The following is a 19,106-nucleotide window of genomic DNA, read 5'->3' on the forward strand; positions in this document are numbered from 1 at the left end:
CTTATTTTAGCCTACAGTATGGCTGTAAGTTATTAAAGCGAAAGAATCGCATCTTTATTTTTAATCGTTTTAATCATCCCTGCCGCCATCGAACCAAATTTACGCCCTGGGTGAGTTAGATTATATTCACAAATTTCTAGCGCACAGAGAAACAGAAGGCAACGTTGTAAAGCATGTCCCGGAATTTCAAACTCATGCACTGCACTGTAGCCTTTCAAAAAAATATTCCGTAATGCAGGTTCCCTGACTTCATTATAAAAAAATTTAATAAAGTCTTGATACGCAGTTCCCATATGTGCACGTTCAAAGTCAATCAAGATCTCATTTCCCTGATATTCCATGATATTACGTACACTAAAATCACCATGAAGTACGACTTTAGGGATCTGCTCGTACTCAAGATCACTCTGGTCAAAGTCTTTTTGTAAAAGTTCCAGCACAATTTCAGTATCTGCCTGATAAATACTACCGGTTAAAGCCTGTACCTTTTCTTGTAATTGTTCAGATAATTTCAATTTAGACTCTGCAACTTTAACATTTCCCGTTAACTGCAGATGGAAGTTGCCGAGAAGCTGGCCAAAATGATAAGCACGTTCTTGGTTTATCTCACGCTCATCAAGATCTTTAAGTTCTCGATCGTGAAGCGTAACGACATAATTATCTTCAAAAATTACACTATCAAGATAAACCTCTGGATAGTATACCTGATTTACATGCTGTTCTGCATAAAACATTTCAGGATCCTTAAAAATTTTAACAAACAAGGGGCATTTATAAATTTTGCTATTCCCCACCAAATGCTGATTGCCTGCAACATCATGGATACTCTTCAAATCAGCTTGATAATAATCATTTAAAAAATCGACCAGCAACCTTCTCATCCCCATTCTAAACTAATTATATTGTACTGAACTATTTCTCAAATGGCAAGAACCCCTTGGTGCGGTCAATCTGAATTACTTGTATTGTACACTGTCACAAGTTACCCTAAGACTGATAAACTAATAAAATCTACTTTTTGGGGGCAATTACATGTCTAAAAACAAAGTCAGTAGTTCTTTGACGTGCTTCTCGTTTTTTCCCTTTTTATCTTCACTTTGATTAGCGGAATTGTCTGCACTGCTAAACCAGATATGCGAGATAGAAGTTAAGCTCTTGGCTTCATAAAACGGCGTACGCACTAACCTCTTCTAATCACGTTTTTGAATTTGTTTAAGTAAACGCTCCTTAAGCAATCGTTGTGTCGCAGTATTGCTGTGCAGTTTTGACACAAGTGCGCGCGCAACTTGATTTTCACCTTCTAAATATGCTTGAAAAATTGCGGCACTGACGTACAACTGTTGGTGTCTTTTCTTTAAACTGCTTTTTGTAAGCCGCTCGTTAAGTTGGTCAAGTATCTGTTGTGCTGCGTTCTTTTCTCCAAGTTCAATTAAAGCTGCACACTGATATCGGAGAACATACGGCTGTATTCTAGGGGTAAATATTAATGCTTTTGCCAAATGATGACATTCTTGATAAGCCCCCAACGCATATAAAACCGCGATAGCATACTCACTAATTACGGTACTAATCAACGTCATCTTGGTTTGCGGCACCGCAAAATAAAGTTTGATGAATCCCCAGACACTTTGATAGTGTCCTTGATCAATTTTATGTTTTAAGCTTAAAAGTCGGCTGTTCTCACACACTACTAACGCCCCAAAAAATATGATCAGACTACTTATAAGAAACATCCATGAAATTCCAAATTGACTAGAACTATTTGACATGATAAAGGTTAGAAATAATATCAAAATAAAAAACAAGTAAAGTTCAAAAGAAAACAAACGCAAATTTATACTGTGCTGCAATAGTTGATAGGCGCGCTGATCTTTTGCCAGTTCTCCTTTGAATAAAGGCTGCAGACTTAAGGTCCTAATCTTTGCTTGCAGTTGCTCATTTTTGTGTGTCTTATGATGTACCCAAACTCGGAAAAGCCAAAGCAACAACCCATAAAAAAGCAGTAACGGCAGCACACTCAGATAACTAAGAAGTTCTGCATAACGCAAAGCAGCAATGCTAATCCCAACTTCAGCAGCTAAAAAAGCAAGTGTAGTTAATAGCAGCTGCCTTTCACTCTTTTTCCAGATAACACTGGGAGCAAGCGCAGGTACTTGGGAAACATGCAGTCCTAAGTAAGCCTCCCTAAAATACAATAAGCTGACGGCCCCTCCTGCTACTAAAAGCTGCGTTCCTTGGCGAAAGTCGTGAAAAACAAAATAAAGCTTGGCTGCATTATATAAATAAAATGTTGCACAAATTGCAGTCACAAGCGCAATTAAAACACGCATCTTTTTCAATGAAAGTCTCTCCTTTTTAATCTCGCGCAGGCTGTTCCTTGACAAATTTAAAATTGGTTGCAGTCTCACTTCTTACAAAGAGTCCTTCTTGCAACTGCCCCTTTTTTGCATAATCGCCCGCTTCGCCTTGCCCAACTCTTAAGTACAGCTTTCCTGCTGCATAATACATATTTACTGGAGAATTAAAGGGCGACTCACCCGTAGTTTGCTTAAAACTATTAGGAATGTCATAGCTTACACTAGTAAAGTTCTGCCCACCATCACTTGAATATTGTAACCCATGGAGCTTAGAGGCGTAGTAACACTCCCTAGTATTTTCCCAAAAGACGCAGCTCAAATTACTAAGAACGGTCTCCTTTAATGGGACCGCCGTCCAAGATCTCAAATCGGTGGTTTTGACAGTTTCATAATAGTCTGTCCCTAGGGAACGGTTAACCGCATACGTCACATATAAAGTCCCTCCCACCTGTGAAATAAATGCATTTGCCCGATAACCATTTTCTGGTAATGCTGAAAAATGCCAAGAACCTGTCCGCAAACGAAAAAGGAGTCCCGTTTGTTTATCTTGGTAAGCAATAAATGCTGTAAATTGTGGTGAAATTAAATAACTGCCGCTATTTAGGTCCTCATTGCTAGTTTCAGATGCCGTTCTAAAAACATTCGTATAACCACCTGGAACTTCAATCTTGCTCTTGCCACCATCATACGTGACATACAATTTTTTGTTTTCTGTCAAAAAACGATACTGCGCATTACTATTTTTTTGCGGAGTTTGTATCGGCAAGGATTCTTGCTGCTTATTACTTGACTCCTTTGAAGAAAACATTTTTCTCGCTGCAGGAACACTTTTCGTAAGTTTTCCTTTAACAGAATCGACATGCCACTGCTTGTTGTCAGCAGAAAATTTCCAAAAAGTTGTACTATTAATGGCTTGTCCATGCTGTGCAGTTCCCTTAAAAAATCTCAGTGCCTGCCGGTTTAAACTAGCTGGATAAATTTTTACTTTGACCATGGTAGTATCATTGCCAATATCACTGATCGTTCCTGTGTATCCACGGCCGATGCGATAATTATATGGTACCCGCCACCCTGTCAGTCTTTTATTGTATCTTTGCATAATTTCTTCAGTTGCACTGCTGATATCGAATTGTGTTGCTTTTTGACCACTAATTTTTGGAACTTGATACTGCCGCCAGATCATTTCCTGAAAAAAACCAACTCCACAAAAAATTGCGATAAATCCAATGATTACCAAAAAGACCTTTTTCATCTTTTTTCCTTTCCAGAACTGCCACTTGGTCAACTTCTGCAACTTTCCACCAAATCACTGCAGCTTTTGTTATTTTTCCAAATTAAAGAGGCTGCAACAAAACATCTGCTTTGTCACAACCTGACTGTTAATTTCTTCTTATTAATGTGGAATATATTGAATTCGGGAAAAGATTATCTTTGCCCCCTTCATATCTTACAAAGGCAAGTCACCTACTTGCTAGGAGATATAAGGATCACTTCCTTTCAGTCACTTAAGCAACAGTTTTTCGGAAATGCATTCAATACCTCTCACCCCCCTTAATATCAAGAGATCAATTCCACGCTCTTATTTTAACACAGAAAACTTTCATTTTGCTAGACAATTCTTTTTTTAGCTTGAATTTTTTGAAAATAAGCAGTAACATTATTGCAAACTTTCGCTTGGTTAACAGCCATCGCTGTCAACGAGAATTTTAGTAAAAAGCAGTTTGAAATTATGATTTTAATGTTGGATTAAGGAGCACATTGCAATGGAAGAAGATCTAGGATTCGTCTACGCCTTGGAAAATAAATCTTTTCCTGGGTATATCAAAATTGGACAAACAAAAAATTTAACAAATCGATTAGCACAACTAAATAATACTGGTATTCCAGATGGGAAACCAACACTACTACTATTTGCAGTCCAGCTCAATAACTATAAACACGCCGAACGTTTATTACATAGTGCTTTAGCTGACAAACGCGAAAGCACCTCCAAAGAATTCTTTAAAGCAACCTATAATCAGGTCAAAACAGCTTTCGATCTGCTGACCTTCAACGATGAACACGCAGCCTTAATTCGCCCAGAAGAATATAATTCAAAAATTACCGGTAAAACTTATCAGATAATTACGCGTAAAATCGGTTCACGTCCTAATAGAACTTTTAAATATCTGAGCATTCCTGCGGGTGCAAAGCTTTCATTTAAGGAAGATCCTAAAATTCAGGTCACTGTGCTCGATGGTAAAAACCATGTACTTTGTTATTGTGGTCAAAAACATACTCTTTCACGCGCAGCAATTTGTTGCTATGATTTTTATCACTGCTTATCCGCGGAAAAGCAGGGTCACGATAGAAACGGTTTTGATTGGTTTAAATATAACGATATTCTCGTTTCAGCGATCAAACCCATGGTTAACCAAGAACTTGGGTAATTTATCGCAATACCGTTTAATCTTGGCGGGTTGTGTGCCTAACCTGTTTTAAAAAATTAGTCATAATAGGGGCTGTGACAAAAGTTAACTTTTGTCACAGCCCCTATTTTATTCCGGATAAACGTGTTCCATAAGTCAAAATTCTCCGTCTAACTTCGAATTACTCATAGCAAAGTACTCGCTATGTTCGTAATTTCGAGTTAGCACTCAAAATTTTCCCGACTTATGTCGCACACTCCTTCTAGTTATTCTGCATAAACGTGTTCCATAAGTCAAAATTCTCTGTCTAACTTCGAATTACTCATAGCAAAGTACTCGCTATCTTCGTAATTCCGAGTTAGCACTCAAATTTTCCCGACTTATGTCACACTCTCTTTAATATCTATTAACGTCGTGTTTGGTTCCGCGTAACTGAGAATTTAACCAACCGAACCTTCCATCTGATATTCAATCAGCCTATTCAACTCAACTGCATACTCCATCGGAAGTTCCTTGGTGAAAGGTTCCACGAATCCCATAATAATCATCTCAGTCGCTTTTTCCTCAGAAATTCCGCGACTCATCAAATAATATAACTGCTCCTCTGAAATCTTTGAGACTTTAGCTTCATGCTCCATTGAAACATTTCCATTTTTAATTTCATTGAAAGGAATTGTATCACTTGCACTTTTTTCATCTAAAATAATCGTGTCACATTCAACGTGTGAAAATGAACCATCACTATGCCGTCCAAAACGAACCTTTCCACGATAGTCGACCCGCCCTCCATCTTTACACAAAGATTTAGAAACAATCGAACTTGAAGTATTCTTGGCATTGTGAATCATCCGTGCTCCTGTATCAGAGTCAATATTTTTGCCAGCAAAAGCAATTGATAACATTGTTCCCCGGGCACCTTCGCCATTCAGATAGACACTTGGGTACTTCATTGTGACTTTTGAACCCAAGTTTCCGTCGACCCATTCCATTGTGGCATTTTCCTGCGCACGCGCGCGCTTAGTCTCTAAGCTGTATACATTATCAGACCAATTTTGAATAGTGGTATACCGGCAATACGCATCGCGTAAAACATTCACTTCCACTACGGCAGCATGCAAGCTGTCTTGCGAATAATTAGGTGCGGTACATCCTTCGACATAATTCACGCTGGCACCTTCATCAACAATAATCAGCGTTCTTTCAAATTGTCCACTATTACCAGCATTAATCCGAAAATAACTTTGAATTGGAATCTCAGTCCGTACCCCTTTAGGTACATAGATAAAGGTCCCACCTGACCACACGGCTGAGTTCAGTGCCGCAAATTTATTGTCAGATGGCGGAATCAATTTACCAAAATACTTGCGTACTAAGTCAGGGTATTCCTGCACTGCAGAATCTGTATCCATAAAAACAATTCCCAAATCTTCGAAATCCTTGCGCATATTATGGTAAACAACTTCTGACTCATACTGCGCCGAAGAACCTGCTAAATATTTTCGTTCAGCTTCTGGGACTCCCAACCGATCAAACGTCTTTTTGATGTCGGCTGGAACATCTTCCCATTTACGCGCAATCCGATCACTATCACGCCTAAAGTAATTAATGTGGTCCAAATCCAATACAGACAAATCTGGTCCAAAATCGGGCAATTCCATTTCTTGGTAACGTTTAAATGCCTTAAGGCGAAAATCCAGCATCCAATCAGGTTCATTTTTTGCTGCCGAAATTTGACGGACTGTCTCTTCGGTTAAACCCTCACCAGTCGTTAAAATGGGGGCAATATTATCTTTAAACCCATACTTATACTCGCCGCCTAAGCCAAGTTGATTTGCATCAGCCATTGCTGGGCCTCCTTCTCTTATCTTGCTTCATTCGCTTAAACTCTACACTGCGTCTCTAATTCTAATCCTGAACTTCTGCTAATATCTGATAAATAGCTTTCCACGCCAGAGTTGCACATTTGATTCGTGCTGGAAATTGCGTAACCCCTTCCAGGATCGCTGCATCGCCTAAAATCTCATCAGCATTTGCAGGATCTTGACCAGTTACCAGTTCTGAAAAAGTCGTGACCATTTTCTCTACTTGTGCCGGTGTCTTATGCAAGACCTCGTCCGTCATCATGCTGGCTGAAGCTTGGCTAATCGTACACCCTGTTCCAGAAAACGCGATTTCACTAATCTTTCCATCGTCAAGACTAACCTCAAGCTGTAAAACATCGCCACAAGTTGGATTACGCAATTCCAATTGCTGCTTGGCATTGGTTAGTTTACCATGATGGTGCGGATGAGCTGCATGATCAAGAATCATCTGCCTGTATAAATTATCCAACCTAGACAGTGCCATTTTTAAAGAACTCCTTCGTTGCCTTAATTGCCTTGACTAACTGTTCAACGTCTTGTTCGGTATTATACAGGTAAAAGCTTGCCCGCGCCATTGCAGCGACTCCAAGATATTTCATCAATGGTTGTGCACAATGATGGCCTGCTCTGACAGCAACTCCCTCCATGTCAAGCGCAGTCGCGACATCATGCGGATGAAGTTGATCAAGGTTAAATGAGATAATTCCTGTTCGCAGCGCCGGATTCAATGGTCCATAGATTTTTAAGCCCTTGATTTGTTCCAATGCTGGCAATGCTTGTGCGCTTAAAGCCTGTTCATGCGCCTCAATTTGTTCCATTCCAATTTGCGAAAGATAATCAATAGCTGCGCCTAAACCCACAACTCCCGCGATATTTTGCGTACCACCTTCAAACTTCCATGGAATTTCCTTAAAAGTTGTCTCCTGGAGCTGCACCCAATCAATCATTTCGCCGCCAAATTCAAGAGGCGGCATTTCATTGAGATAACGACTCTTCCCCCACAAGATTCCAATTCCTGTAGGTGCAAGCATTTTGTGTCCCGAAAAAGCAAAAAAATCTGCGCCTAAAGACTGTACATCAATTTTCATATGCGGGGTTGACTGTGCCCCATCAACTACCATAATTGCCCCATGACTATGAGCGAGATTTGCAACCTGAGCAATCGGGTTAACGACTCCTAAGACATTAGAGACATGCGTCAACGCAACAATCGCCGTTTTATCAGTAATTTGTTGGCGTGCACTTTCCAAATCAAGTCGTCCATCCGCAAGTAGTTCGATATACTTCAACTGTGCACCCGTCTTTTGTGCCAATTGCTGCCAAGGAACAAGATTACTATGATGTTCCATGTAAGAAATGACAATCTCATCCCCCTGCTTAAGATGAGACATTCCGTAGCTTCGAGCAACCCAGTTTAAACCCTCAGTTGTACCCTTAGTGTAAATAATCTCACGCTCACTAGGAGCATTAATAAAGTTTTTGACTTTAAGCCGCACTTCTTCAAACTTTTCAGTAGCACGTTCCGCCAAAGTATGGACACCACGATGAACATTTGCATTATCATGATAGTAATAATTTGTTAGTGCCGCAATCACAGCGCGCGGCTTTTGCGAAGTGGCAGCGTTGTCTAGGTATACTAACCGTTCATCATTAACTTTTTGTTTCAAGATTGGGAAGTCCTGTTCATAATTATTCATCTTTTTGTCCATCAACAAGCTTCCTTTCTATTGTAACTTTGAGTTGTTCACGAATCAGTTGTGACGGAATTTCTGCTAACACTGGTCCTAAAAAGCCGCGAATCACAAGGCGTTCAGCAATCTTCTTTGGCAAGCCTCTGCTCATCAGATAATAAAGCTGTTCTTGATTAACCCGTCCTACACTGGCGGCATGCCCAGCTGTTACGTCATTATCGTCGATCAACAAGATAGGATTTGCATCCCCTTTAGCCTTAGTGGAAAGCATCAGCACACGGCTTTCCTGCTGTGCATCGGCACCCTTTGCACCTTTTATGATATGTCCAATACCATTAAAAGTCAGTGTGGAGCGTGATAAAATGACACCATGTTGCAGAATATGACCAATCGTATGTTTGCCGCTATTAGTCACCCGTGTGTCAATTCCTTGGACTTGATTGCCCGTTGAGATTGCCACTACTTTGACTTCTGAATGAGACCCGTCTCCGACAAGATCAGAATCAAAATCTCCCACAATATTACCGTCATTCATCATCCCCATCGACCAATCGATCTTGGCGTTTGTCCCGAGATGACCTCTGCGATTAAGATAAGTGGTTGTATTGCGTCCTAAACGATCCACGCTTGCAAACTTAACATGACTGTTAGTTCCCGCAATCACTTCCACAATGATATTAGCTGTTGTTTCGGTTTGCCCTAAGGTTGTCAGGTTTTCCAAATATGAAAATTCACTATTTTCTTCAGCGACAATAATTACATGGTGCACATAATCTTGCTTTTCTGTTGCATCCTGTACAAAATAGGAGGTTAAAGGATCCTTTAAAACCGTATTTTTAGGAATATAAACAAAGAGACCACTAGTCAAGTAAGCTACATGCTGCGCTGTCAATAAGTCTTCATCAACTTTAATTGCTTTTTTCATGAAGTACTTCTTTACCAATGTGGGATGTTCACGTAAAGCAGTTTGCCAGTCGCAGATAATCACACCCTGCTCTTCAAAGAGGTCCAATCCCTTTGTAGTTACAGTTTCTTGGCCTAACTGAACTACTAAATGAGCAGCATCTTTTAAAGAAAGCTGCTGTAGTAATTCTGGTTTAGAATGGCGTTGCTTAAGTGCCCCTTTTAACTGAATTGGCCACCGTTGATATTTGATTTTCTCGAACGAAGGAAGAGTCAGCTGCGGCAATGCTTCTAATGCTTTGAGTCGCAGGGCAGTGAACCAGTCGGGTTCGCCCACCTTTTGTGCATATTCTTTGATCTCAAGGTAGTCCTTGGTTTCAACTGTCATATTATCTCTCCTCTAAGCTTCTTCATCGACGAGTTTAATATCAAGTCCCAACTCGTCACGTAACCCTGCATAGCCTTCATCTTCCAGTCTCTTAGCAAGTTCAGGGCCGCCTTGCTTAACAATCCTGCCACCCATCATAACATGAACTACATCTGGCACAATGTAGTTCAACAGGCGCTGATAATGTGTAATAATTAATGAACCAAACTCTGGTCCCCGCATTTTATTAACTCCGCGTGAAACAACTTTTAATGCGTCAATATCAAGCCCAGAATCAATCTCATCGAGAATTGCAAACTTGGGTTTAATCATCATCATTTGTAAAATTTCATTGCGCTTCTTCTCGCCACCTGAAAAGCCCTCGTTCAGATAACGTTCAGCCATTTCTTCTGTCATATCAAGTACTGACATTGTTTTGTCAAGCTCTTTAAGAAAAGCTCGAATTGACATTGGATCGTCTTCCGGACGGCGTGCATTAATTGCACCGCGAATAAACTCAGCATTTGTCACTCCCGGAATTTCAGCCGGATACTGCATTGCCAAGAAAAGACCAGCACGTGCTCTTTCGTCAACCGGTTTATCCAAAATATTTACACCATCAAGTAACACCTCACCTTGTGTAACTTGATATGCAGGATGTCCCATAATTGCTTCAGAAAGCGTTGATTTACCAGTTCCATTTGGACCCATAATTGCGTGGATCTCACCTGTCTTCATTTTTAAGTTGACACCTTTGAGAATATTTTTTCCTTCAATTGAAACATGCAGATCTTTCACTTCAAGCGTTGTCATAGTTGCTTCCTCCAATTTAAAAACTCGCTCTCATTCTAGCCTAACTGTTACTTGATTTCAATTAGCTTCGATCAAGCACATAATTTAGATAACCTTTTGCTGATCCATAAAATACCGTCGTTAGAGCCATTCACGTTGATAAAGATCCTCTTTAAAACCACAAGTGAAATGCTCTCCTTCAATCATTAATGGTCGTTTAATCAGCTTACCATCACTAGCCAAAAGCTTGCTTGCTTCGAGATCACTTAAATCAGCAATCCGATCCTTAAGCTTTAATTCACGATACTTAATGCCACTTGTATTAAAGAAGTACTTGAGTGGATGTTTTTTAGTTGCAATCAACCGCAATAGCTCTGTACTATCTGGTGGAGTTTCGACAATCTCAATTTCGTGATAAGGTACGTTGTTTTGTACTAACCATTTGCGTGCTTTAGCACAGGTACTGCACCTGCGATAACAATAAAATTTTTTCATAGACACACGCTCTCTTTCATTTAATTTTAATAATTCTATTATACAAAAAAAAATGAACATGTTACATAGATAATGAGAAGTTTTGCATTGTTTCTGAAAACTTTTGGCTATAAATTAGCTCATCAATAGAGATGCTGCACCAATAATGTTACTTTGCAAAATAGGTACCTTTTAAAACTCTACGTAATTAGTAATCGGCTGCAAATCATTACGAATAGAAGGATTGAGTAGCTAATAAAGGGGCTGTGACAAAAGTTAACTTTTGTCACAGCCCCTCTTTTATTCCGGATAAACGTGTTCCATAAGTCAAAATTCTCCGTCTAACTGCGAATTTAGCAAAGTACTCGCTATAAGTAATTTCGAGTTAGCACTCAAATTTTTTCGACTTATGTCACACTCTCTTTATTTGATACACATCAAATATGATTTTTATTTGGTAACCTACTTTTCCAAACTTTGCATTATTACATCTTGTTACCTAGGTTAGTGAAATTCACGACTGCTGCTGAACATGTAACTCTTATTATGATACCTCATTGACATGACTAAACCAACTCCAACCATATTACCAATCAAAGACGAACCTCCTTGACTGATAAACGGCAACGGAATCCCTGTTAAAGGTAATAATCCAATACTCATCCCCACATTTTCAAAAACATGGAATAAGATCATCATAATAACACCGGTTGAGAGGTAAGCATAAAATTCATTTTTTGTATCAAATGTGACCTGAATCATCTGGAAAATCAACAAGAGATACAAGAAAATCAAAACACATCCTCCAATGAAACCAAAATTTTCTCCAATTACAGAGAAAACCATATCAGATTCGCGCACGGGGACATATACATTTGAGACATCAAAACCTTTCCCAAACAACTTACCAGAACCAATTGCTTTCATACTTTGCCAGAGCTGATAACTGCTATCTGATGTATTAGCTGAAGGATCAAGCCATGCTTCTATTCGTTGAAATTGATAAGTTTTAAAACCAATATTCAGTAAAATACCTCGCCAAAATACTACAAGTGCAATCAACAATGACCCCACTATTCCCACAATTGAAGCGACTGGGATGATAATTTTCCAGGTAATCCCAGATACAAGGATTACTCCACCAAGAATCGCGAAGAAAACAAGCATTGTCCCAAAGTCATTTTGAAGTTTAAGCAAAATTGGAATTGGTACACTCCAAGCGAACATTTTTCCAAGCAAGTGCCAGTCGCTATTAACCGTGTGAACCGGATACTCATTGTTGTGCTGCGCCACAACACGTGCCAGCATCATAATATATGCCGGCTTCATAACCTCAGAAGGTTGGAAAGTTATCCCTGCAAACGAGAACCAGCTCTTAGCACCAGTGTCTGCATAATAACTCCTGCTATACATAAACAGAACAAGTACCAACATAGTAATCCCAATTCCATAAGCAATCGGTGCCAGTTTCCATAACTGTTCAGCATCAAATTGCATGATGATCACCACCGCAACCGTTCCGATCAAGTACCAGACCAATTGCATCGCAAGCATCTTACCAATACTGGTTGTACTGGTATCGTGGTTGGCAGCCACAAAAATTGAGGCCATTCCAATCACAGCTAAAGTCAGTACGGAAAAAATGATTCCATAATCAATCCGTACATCCGCGTTATCTTCTCTCGTCAGCTGTCTTTGTGCCAAAATTGCCCTCCTTAAAAATAAAGCCATGCTTTAAATTGAAAGAGCCGTAACAAAACAAGCATTTTGTCACAGCCCCCCTCAACTGTCTTAATTGCGGTGAAGATGATATTCCCGAATCAGCAAATTAACTGCTTCCTTATGCGATCCAGTTCTAAAAGTTTCTCCGTTTGGAAAGACAGCGATGAATTTTTGCCCATCCTGCTTGACAGAGCCCACACTTACCGTCCCAATTTTTAAATTAGTTTCCGGAGTGCCGTTTACTTCCTGTTCTTCTTCCACAATCTCAATATTTTTCTCTCTTTTAGACACGCTACTCCTCCTAAAGTTTCATCATATTTTATTATTTTTTGGGTTGCGTCTCAGACTGAACTTTTCAGGTACAGGATCGTACCCTCCGCGTACAAAAGGATGACACCTTAAAATACGACTGAACCCCATTAAGAATCCTTTCGCAGCACCATGCTTTTGAATTGCCTGCAACATATAATTAGAACAAGTCGGATAATAGCGACAACTGGGCGGAAAAAAAGGGGAAATTCCCCTTTGATACATCCGAATCAATAAGAGCAGGATTTTTTTCATCATTCTCTCCACCCCTCATTCGCTTTATTTAGCCTTTCTGTTCTTTTTACTGTTTTTTTCAATATGTTCCAGCAAAAAGCCTGTTCCCAACGCAACATCATCAAGAGGAGTATCTGCTACTACGACCGGAACTTTCAGATATTTAGCAAACAAGCTGTCAATGCCATCAAGAAGTGCACCGCCACCAGTCAGGACGATTCCACGATCAATAATATCAGCTGCCAACTCAGGTGGTGTCTGCTCAAGAACTTCTTTGGCAGCTTCAATAACTGAAAGCATTGTGTCATGCAATGCCTTTTCAATCTGGTCTGAAGAAAGTGTGACCGTCCGCGGCAGACCATTTACAATATCTCGTCCACGTACTTCCATTTCCTTTGTGCGATGACCAGGAACAACCGTCCCAATTTCAATCTTAATCTTTTCCGCGGTATGTTCACCAATCTGAAGCCCATGTGATTTGCGCATATAAGTCATAATGTCCATATTCAAACGGTCTCCGGCAGTTCGCAGTGAACGACTGACAACAATATCCCCTAACGAAATAATTGCAATGTCACTAGTCCCACCACCGATATCAATGACCATACTGCCGCGCGGTTGGAAGATGTCAAGTCCGGCTCCGATTGCAGCAACCTTAGGCTCTTCTTCTAGATAGACAGAACCGCCGCCGCCTGACTTTTCAGCGGCTTGTCTAATTGCCTTGCGTTCAATCGAAGTCGTACTTGTAGGACAGCATATCAAAATATTAGGTTTTGACATGATCCCCTTAACATTCAATTTTTTAATAAAGTAGGAAAGCATCTGTTCTGTCATATCAAAGTCTGCAATTACTCCATCTTTTAAGGGACGAATTGCTCGAATGTTGCTGGGGGTCCGTCCGACCATTTTATATGCCTCTGACCCGACAGCTAAAACACGACCAGTCTGGGTATCGATTGCAACTACTGAAGGCTCATTCAAAACGATTCCCTTACCCTTGATATTTATTAAAACATTAGCAGTTCCCAGATCGATCCCAATATCTTTAGCCATAATTATTCTCCTTTAATCAGCCCCATTATGTATCCATCCGGCGGTTGCTCTTACCGTTAACTTACACTCAAAAAACCTATTTAATTATAGCATAAATAGGTAAGCACAAAAATATCCAATCGTATAAATCAGCTTTCTCTAACCAAAAAATAAACTTCTTAGCAAAAAAGAAACAATTTATAAGCGACTTGCTTTTTTCAACTGTTCAGTCGTCACTTCATCTTCACTAACCCGTGTAATTTCAGCACCTAAAGCCGCTAATTTCTGATGGAAATGATAATAACCACGATCCAAATACTTCAAATTAGTGACTTGAGTATACCCTTCTGCCACCAATCCAGCTAAAACTAAGGCTGCAGCTGCGCGTAAATCAGTTGCCGCCACTTCAGCACCATGGAAGTGTGTTGGTCCTTGCAAATAAGCTGAATTACCGTCAATTCTAAATTTGGCATTCATCCGTCTTAATTCATCAAAATGCATGAAACGGTTTTCGAATACGGTTTCAGTAATTAAACTTTCTCCTTGAGCAAGTAACTGTAAAATTGAAATTTGCGGCTGCATGTCAGTCGGAAAGCCAGGATAAGGCATCGTTTTAACATTTGTCGGTTTAATTGCAGTGGTTCCAATCACCCTAATTCCTTGGCTTTCTTCCTGCACGGAGACGCCCATTTCCTCAAGCTTAGAGATTAAAGGACGATTATGCTCTGCAATTGCATTTTCGACCAACACATTACCGCCCGTAACCGCAGCTGCAACCATGAAAGTTCCAGCCTCAATACGATCCTGAACAATTGTATGCGCAACCCCGTGAAGTTCAGCTACCCCTACAACCTTGATGCGCTCAGTTCCTGCTCCGGAAACTTGGGCGCCCATTTTATTTAAAACATTAGCTAAATCCACGATTTCTGGTTCACGCGCAACATTTTCAATAACCGTCGTCCCCTTTGCAAGGGTTGCAGCCATCATAATATTTTCTGTCGCACCCACACTTGGAAAATCAAGGTAAATGTCGGCGCCAACCAAACCAGTTGTTGTCGCCTCAATAAAACCATCATGCTGTTCAACTTGGGCTCCCATAGCCTCAAGTCCCTTAAGATGCAGATCGATTGGACGTGATCCAATCGCACAGCCACCAGGCATCGCAACCTTCGCATGTTTTAAGCGTGCCAAGAGCGGTCCAAAGACCACAATCGAAGCACGCATTTTCGAAACATATTTAAAGGGAGCTTCATATGAAAGCTTCGCAGCAGCATTTAGATCAACTGTCTTTTCTTTTTCATTCATCTCAACTTTGACATTCAAAAAACGTAAAACATTATTCATCATGTACACATCGGACAAGACAGGCACGTTATCCAAATGCACAGTTCCTTCGTCAGTTAATAAACTGGCAGCCATAATCGGCAAAACAGCGTTCTTCGCACCTTCAACCTGAACTGTACCTTCTAACCTGTTTCCTCCATGAACAATTATTTTTTCCAATGTGAATTCCTCCAAATAAGTTTCGCTGAAATTAATTTAAACCACAAAATTTCTCTTACAGAAGATACGATAAGTTCCGCACATTATTGATAAAATCAATAAAAAACGAACTACAAGCGTAGCCGATCGCAACCGAAATCAAAATAATCAAAAAACTAAAATTTCTCTGTCTTTGTGAGGATATGTACCTATCGAGCCTTAAAGATTGCAGGCAAAAGAACGTAAGCAAAATAAATGCAAAGCTACTGATAAGATTTAATAAAGCCATAATTCCTTCGTATTTCATTTTCATACCCTCCAAAATCCATAGCTTAATAATATCATAAAAAAAATATGACGTCTTGTGTCAAGTAACATTTTTGTAATATTTTAATATTTTATTTTGGCGAATTACGCAAACCTTATATTTCAGACCTAAAAAAGAAATTTATTTTTTATGAAAAGTCTACTAAAATAATAAAAAAATTATGCTAAATATCCAATGAAAATAAAATAGAGATTACGTCAAAGCTTTCACTTTAACATAATCTCTATTTAACTTGTGCTGGTCATTAACAGGTTTGGTATGTACCTGTTAACACCTCAATCTTCATAACTTTAGAGCAATCTTGTTGTTTAGTAACTAGTGTTTAGAAATATTCAAGCGATTAAGTGCACGCCGTAATGAAATCTCAGCACGTCGTTGCTTATCGATATTTTGCTCTTGCCGCGCTTTTTCCAAACGTTCCTGTGCACGCTTGCGTGCACGTTCAGCACGCGCAAGATCAATATTTTCTTTACGCTCGGCACTATTAGCTACGACTGTTGCAATGTTATTGGAGAACTCTACAAACCCTCCATTGACAGCAATCTCATCAAATTTGTCCTCAGTTCCGGGAACTTTAACCCGGACTTCATCAATTTCGAGTGAAGCCAATAACGGAATATGTTCTGGCAGAATTCCCAGCTCGCCAACAGTGGTTTTAAAAACCGCCATTGGAGTTTTTTCATCATAAACACTGCCGTCAGGGGTAACCACATTAACTGTCAATAGCTTTTCTTCAGCCATTTCGCGTTACCTCCCTACTTGCTCTTGCTAGTCATCTTTTTAGCTTTTTCAACGACTTCTTCAATCCGTCCGACAGAACGAAAGGCATCTTCAGGAAGATCATCATACTTGCCCTCAAGAATTTCCTTGAAGCCCTTAACCGTCTCTTTGACAGGAACATAAGAACCTGGAACGCCGGTAAACTGCTCAGCAACGTGGAAATTCTGTGATAAGAAGAATTGAATCCGACGTGCACGTGCCACGATTACCTTTTCTTCATCAGATAATTCATCCATCCCTAAAATTGAGATGATATCCTGCAATTCGCGGTAACGTTGTAATACATGCTGTACATCTGTCGCAATTTTATAATGTTCTTCCCCAACAATTTCTGGCGAAAGAGCACTTGAAGTTGAAGCTAAAGGATCAACGGCTGGATAAATTCCTTGCTGTGTCAAACTCCGCTCCAAGTTAGTAGTTGCATCCAAATGCGCAAAGGTTGTAGCTGGAGCAGGATCAGTATAATCATCGGCAGGGACATAAACAGCCTGAATTGAAGTAACTGAACCCTTTTTCGTTGAAGTAATTCTTTCTTGCAATTGACCCATTTCAGTTGCCAACGTCGGCTGATAACCAACGGCTGAAGGAATCCGTCCCAACAAAGCAGAAACTTCAGAACCAGCCTGTGTGAAGCGGAAGATATTGTCAATAAAGAGCAAGACATCTTGTCCTTCAGTATCACGGAAATATTCCGCAATCGTCAAACCAGTCAGCGCAACCCGCATACGTGCACCAGGTGGCTCGTTCATCTGACCAAACACCATCGCAGTCTTTTCCAGAACACCGGATTCTTTCATTTCAAAGTAAAGGTCATTCCCCTCACGAGTTCTTTCTCCAACACCCGTGAAAACAGAAATACCATTATGTTCTTGGGCAATGTTATGGATCAGTTCTTGAATCAAAACTGTCTTACCAACACCGGCACCACCAAACAATCCAATCTTCCCACCTTTAATGTAAGGTGCTAACAAGTCAATAACTTTAATTCCTGTTTCAAGAATTTCAATTTTTGTATTCAATTGATCATACGGAGGAACATCACGGTGAATCGGATTGCGTTTTGCATCTTGACCGAATTCCTCGCCACCATCAATTGTTTGACCTAAGACGTTGAAAACTCTTCCTAATGTTTCCTTGCCGACTGGAACACTGATTGATGAACCAGTATCCTCAACTTTTGCACCACGTTGAACCCCATCTGTGGAATCCATCGCAATCGTCCTCATTACACCATCACCAAGTTCAAGTGTAACTTCGACGACTAAGTTTGAGCCGTCTCCGCGCTCAACATTCAATGCATTATTGATATCAGGCAAAGTTTCACTAAGAGGAAATTGAACGTCAATAACAGGTCCGATAACTTGAACTACTTTACCAGAACTCATCTACTCATTCCTCCCATCATCTTAATCCAGAGCTGCTTGTGCACCAGTAATTTCAGTGATTTCAGTTGTAATTGCACTCTGGCGTGCACGATTATACTGTAATTCCAAGGATGAAATAATATCCTTAGCATTATCAGTCGCTGATTTCATTGCAGTCGAACTAGATGCATGCTCTGCAGTCTTAGCGTCAAGAATCGAGCCATATATTAAGCTCTCAGCATACTGCGGTAAAACAACTTCCAAAATTGCATCTTCAGAAGGTTCCATCTCATATTCAGCCGTAAAGCCGGACGCTGACTCTTCTCCAAGACCTTCGCTCCCGATATTCATTGCTGAAATTGGCAGCATTGGTTCTGCTCTAAACTCAGAAGTCATTGAATTGACAAAATGGTTATAGCAAACATACAATTCGTCATAAATTTCTTCACTGTACATTGTAATGATTCGCTTCACCAACTCATGTGTCTCCCTAAATTTAGGAATATCACTTACACCGCGATATTCGTAGGCAACATTGAAGCCACGCTTTTTGAAGAAATCTGCGCCTGTTCCACCAATTGCAATAATTACAATGTCATCAGTAGAATGGTTACCATTTGTGATCAGGTCCAATGTCTGTTTGATCACATTACTATTGTAACTGCCAACAAGCCCACGATCTGAAGTAACCACAATAATTCCTGTCGTTTTTACAGGACGTTTGACAAGCATTTCCAAACCATTAATCTGATCTCCATCTGCATGGTTTGAAGCTGCTGAACTGCTGGCAACCCCACTATCCAAAAGGTGTGATTTTGCAAGATGAGTAATGACACTGCGGATCTTTTCTGCATATGCCTGATATCCAGTAGCATGTCGCTGGATTTGACTCAGTTTAGCAGTTGACACCATTTGCATGGCACCTGTGATCTGCTCTGTTTTCTTTGTCGAAGAAATACGGCGCTTAACTTCTTGCAAAGAAGCTCCCATTAGCTCTCACC

Annotated in this window: 19 protein-coding genes; 1 reads left to right on the forward strand and 18 read right to left on the reverse strand. The window is 40.2% G+C overall.

Annotation, left to right across the window (positions count from 1 at the left end):
- Window positions 1-32: 32 nt before the first annotated feature.
- The 3 genes from FD50_RS08660 to FD50_RS08670 form a co-directional block, all read right to left on the reverse strand.
- The gene (locus FD50_RS08660) at window positions 33-872 is read right to left on the reverse strand and encodes an aminoglycoside phosphotransferase family protein (RefSeq protein ID WP_056961168.1); all 840 of its coding nucleotides are present in this window, start codon (window positions 870-872) and stop codon (window positions 33-35) included.
- A 318-nt stretch (window positions 873-1,190) separates the two neighbouring features.
- Window positions 1,191-2,339, reverse strand: a complete 1,149-nt coding sequence (locus FD50_RS08665) for a hypothetical protein (RefSeq protein WP_056961169.1) — start codon at window positions 2,337-2,339, stop codon at window positions 1,191-1,193.
- A gap of 16 nt (window positions 2,340-2,355) precedes the next feature.
- Complete coding sequence (locus FD50_RS08670; RefSeq protein ID WP_156653523.1) at window positions 2,356-3,609, reverse strand: hypothetical protein; 1,254 nt, start codon at window positions 3,607-3,609, stop codon at window positions 2,356-2,358.
- A gap of 511 nt (window positions 3,610-4,120) precedes the next feature.
- On the opposite strand from FD50_RS08670, the gene FD50_RS08675 reads away from it, so the two are divergent.
- Complete coding sequence (locus FD50_RS08675) at window positions 4,121-4,786, forward strand: GIY-YIG nuclease family protein (RefSeq protein WP_054758143.1); 666 nt, start codon at window positions 4,121-4,123, stop codon at window positions 4,784-4,786.
- Between the two features lie 419 nt (window positions 4,787-5,205).
- Here the strand turns inward: FD50_RS08675 and sufB are convergent, their stop codons facing one another.
- The 15 genes from sufB to FD50_RS08745 form a co-directional block, all read right to left on the reverse strand.
- Window positions 5,206-6,609 (reverse strand): Fe-S cluster assembly protein SufB, encoded by a 1,404-nt coding sequence (gene sufB / locus FD50_RS08680; protein ID WP_056961171.1) that lies wholly within the window; start codon window positions 6,607-6,609, stop codon window positions 5,206-5,208.
- Window positions 6,610-6,670: 61 nt separating this feature from the next.
- Window positions 6,671-7,111: a Fe-S cluster assembly sulfur transfer protein SufU gene (gene sufU, locus FD50_RS08685; RefSeq protein WP_056961172.1), complete on the reverse strand. Its 441-nt coding sequence runs from the start codon at window positions 7,109-7,111 to the stop codon at window positions 6,671-6,673.
- Entirely contained in the window at window positions 7,098-8,336 is a 1,239-nt protein-coding gene (locus FD50_RS08690) for a cysteine desulfurase (RefSeq protein ID WP_056961173.1), read from the reverse strand. The genes sufU and FD50_RS08690 overlap by 14 nt, the downstream gene beginning before the upstream one ends.
- The gene (sufD, locus tag FD50_RS08695; protein ID WP_056961174.1) at window positions 8,317-9,609 is read right to left on the reverse strand and encodes a Fe-S cluster assembly protein SufD; all 1,293 of its coding nucleotides are present in this window, start codon (window positions 9,607-9,609) and stop codon (window positions 8,317-8,319) included. Before sufD ends, FD50_RS08690 begins: the two co-directional genes overlap by 20 nt.
- Window positions 9,610-9,621: 12 nt before the next feature.
- The gene (gene sufC / locus FD50_RS08700; RefSeq protein WP_056961175.1) at window positions 9,622-10,401 is read right to left on the reverse strand and encodes a Fe-S cluster assembly ATPase SufC; all 780 of its coding nucleotides are present in this window, start codon (window positions 10,399-10,401) and stop codon (window positions 9,622-9,624) included.
- A gap of 120 nt (window positions 10,402-10,521) precedes the next feature.
- On the reverse strand, window positions 10,522-10,875 hold the full coding sequence (locus FD50_RS08705; RefSeq protein ID WP_054758127.1) for an arsenate reductase family protein: 354 nt from the start codon (window positions 10,873-10,875) through the stop codon (window positions 10,522-10,524).
- 483 nt (window positions 10,876-11,358) lie between these two features.
- Complete coding sequence (locus FD50_RS08710; protein WP_235803456.1) at window positions 11,359-12,558, reverse strand: FtsW/RodA/SpoVE family cell cycle protein; 1,200 nt, start codon at window positions 12,556-12,558, stop codon at window positions 11,359-11,361.
- Between the two features lie 87 nt (window positions 12,559-12,645).
- Window positions 12,646-12,867 carry a DUF2969 family protein gene (locus FD50_RS08715; RefSeq protein ID WP_054757533.1) on the reverse strand — a complete coding sequence of 74 codons (222 nt, stop codon included), beginning with the start codon at window positions 12,865-12,867 and terminating at the stop codon, window positions 12,646-12,648.
- Window positions 12,868-12,888: 21 nt separating this feature from the next.
- Window positions 12,889-13,140 (reverse strand): membrane protein insertion efficiency factor YidD, encoded by a 252-nt coding sequence (yidD, locus tag FD50_RS08720; RefSeq protein WP_056961358.1) that lies wholly within the window; start codon window positions 13,138-13,140, stop codon window positions 12,889-12,891.
- A gap of 24 nt (window positions 13,141-13,164) precedes the next feature.
- The gene (gene mreB, locus FD50_RS08725; protein WP_056961177.1) at window positions 13,165-14,172 is read right to left on the reverse strand and encodes a rod shape-determining protein; all 1,008 of its coding nucleotides are present in this window, start codon (window positions 14,170-14,172) and stop codon (window positions 13,165-13,167) included.
- 177 nt (window positions 14,173-14,349) lie between these two features.
- A complete protein-coding gene (murA, locus tag FD50_RS08730; RefSeq protein WP_056961178.1) occupies window positions 14,350-15,654 on the reverse strand; it encodes a UDP-N-acetylglucosamine 1-carboxyvinyltransferase in 1,305 nt (434 codons plus the stop codon).
- 55 nt (window positions 15,655-15,709) lie between these two features.
- Window positions 15,710-15,946, reverse strand: a complete 237-nt coding sequence (locus FD50_RS12550) for a DUF1146 family protein (protein ID WP_315972239.1) — start codon at window positions 15,944-15,946, stop codon at window positions 15,710-15,712.
- A gap of 330 nt (window positions 15,947-16,276) precedes the next feature.
- Window positions 16,277-16,702 (reverse strand): F0F1 ATP synthase subunit epsilon, encoded by a 426-nt coding sequence (locus tag FD50_RS08735; RefSeq protein ID WP_056961179.1) that lies wholly within the window; start codon window positions 16,700-16,702, stop codon window positions 16,277-16,279.
- Window positions 16,703-16,716: 14 nt separating this feature from the next.
- Window positions 16,717-18,126, reverse strand: a complete 1,410-nt coding sequence (gene atpD / locus FD50_RS08740; protein WP_056961180.1) for a F0F1 ATP synthase subunit beta — start codon at window positions 18,124-18,126, stop codon at window positions 16,717-16,719.
- Window positions 18,127-18,147: 21 nt separating this feature from the next.
- Window positions 18,148-19,095: a F0F1 ATP synthase subunit gamma gene (locus tag FD50_RS08745; protein WP_056961181.1), complete on the reverse strand. Its 948-nt coding sequence runs from the start codon at window positions 19,093-19,095 to the stop codon at window positions 18,148-18,150.
- Between the last annotated feature and the right edge of the window lie 11 nt (window positions 19,096-19,106).

Origin of the sequence: Liquorilactobacillus satsumensis DSM 16230 = JCM 12392, assembly GCF_001435195.1 — a bacterium.
Lineage (GTDB): Bacteria > Bacillota > Bacilli > Lactobacillales > Lactobacillaceae > Liquorilactobacillus > Liquorilactobacillus satsumensis.

What these genes read in the sequence shown, in the direction of transcription:
- FD50_RS08670 (WP_156653523.1), bottom strand. Translation starts at nt 3,609, where the DNA reads ATGAAAAAGGTCTTTTTGGTAATCATTGGATTTATCGCAATTTTTTGT.
- FD50_RS08675 (WP_054758143.1), top strand. Translation starts at nt 4,121, where the DNA reads ATGGAAGAAGATCTAGGATTCGTCTACGCCTTGGAAAATAAATCTTTT.
- sufB (WP_056961171.1), bottom strand. Translation starts at nt 6,609, where the DNA reads ATGGCTGATGCAAATCAACTTGGCTTAGGCGGCGAGTATAAGTATGGG.
- sufU (WP_056961172.1), bottom strand. Translation starts at nt 7,111, where the DNA reads ATGGCACTGTCTAGGTTGGATAATTTATACAGGCAGATGATTCTTGAT.
- FD50_RS08690 (WP_056961173.1), bottom strand. Translation starts at nt 8,336, where the DNA reads ATGGACAAAAAGATGAATAATTATGAACAGGACTTCCCAATCTTGAAA.
- sufD (WP_056961174.1), bottom strand. Translation starts at nt 9,609, where the DNA reads ATGACAGTTGAAACCAAGGACTACCTTGAGATCAAAGAATATGCACAA.
- sufC (WP_056961175.1), bottom strand. Translation starts at nt 10,401, where the DNA reads ATGACAACGCTTGAAGTGAAAGATCTGCATGTTTCAATTGAAGGAAAA.
- FD50_RS08705 (WP_054758127.1), bottom strand. Translation starts at nt 10,875, where the DNA reads ATGAAAAAATTTTATTGTTATCGCAGGTGCAGTACCTGTGCTAAAGCA.
- yidD (WP_056961358.1), bottom strand. Translation starts at nt 13,140, where the DNA reads ATGAAAAAAATCCTGCTCTTATTGATTCGGATGTATCAAAGGGGAATT.
- mreB (WP_056961177.1), bottom strand. Translation starts at nt 14,172, where the DNA reads ATGGCTAAAGATATTGGGATCGATCTGGGAACTGCTAATGTTTTAATA.
- FD50_RS12550 (WP_315972239.1), bottom strand. Translation starts at nt 15,946, where the DNA reads ATGAAAATGAAATACGAAGGAATTATGGCTTTATTAAATCTTATCAGT.
- FD50_RS08735 (WP_056961179.1), bottom strand. Translation starts at nt 16,702, where the DNA reads ATGGCTGAAGAAAAGCTATTGACAGTTAATGTGGTTACCCCTGACGGC.
- atpD (WP_056961180.1), bottom strand. Translation starts at nt 18,126, where the DNA reads ATGAGTTCTGGTAAAGTAGTTCAAGTTATCGGACCTGTTATTGACGTT.
- FD50_RS08745 (WP_056961181.1), bottom strand. Translation starts at nt 19,095, where the DNA reads ATGGGAGCTTCTTTGCAAGAAGTTAAGCGCCGTATTTCTTCGACAAAG.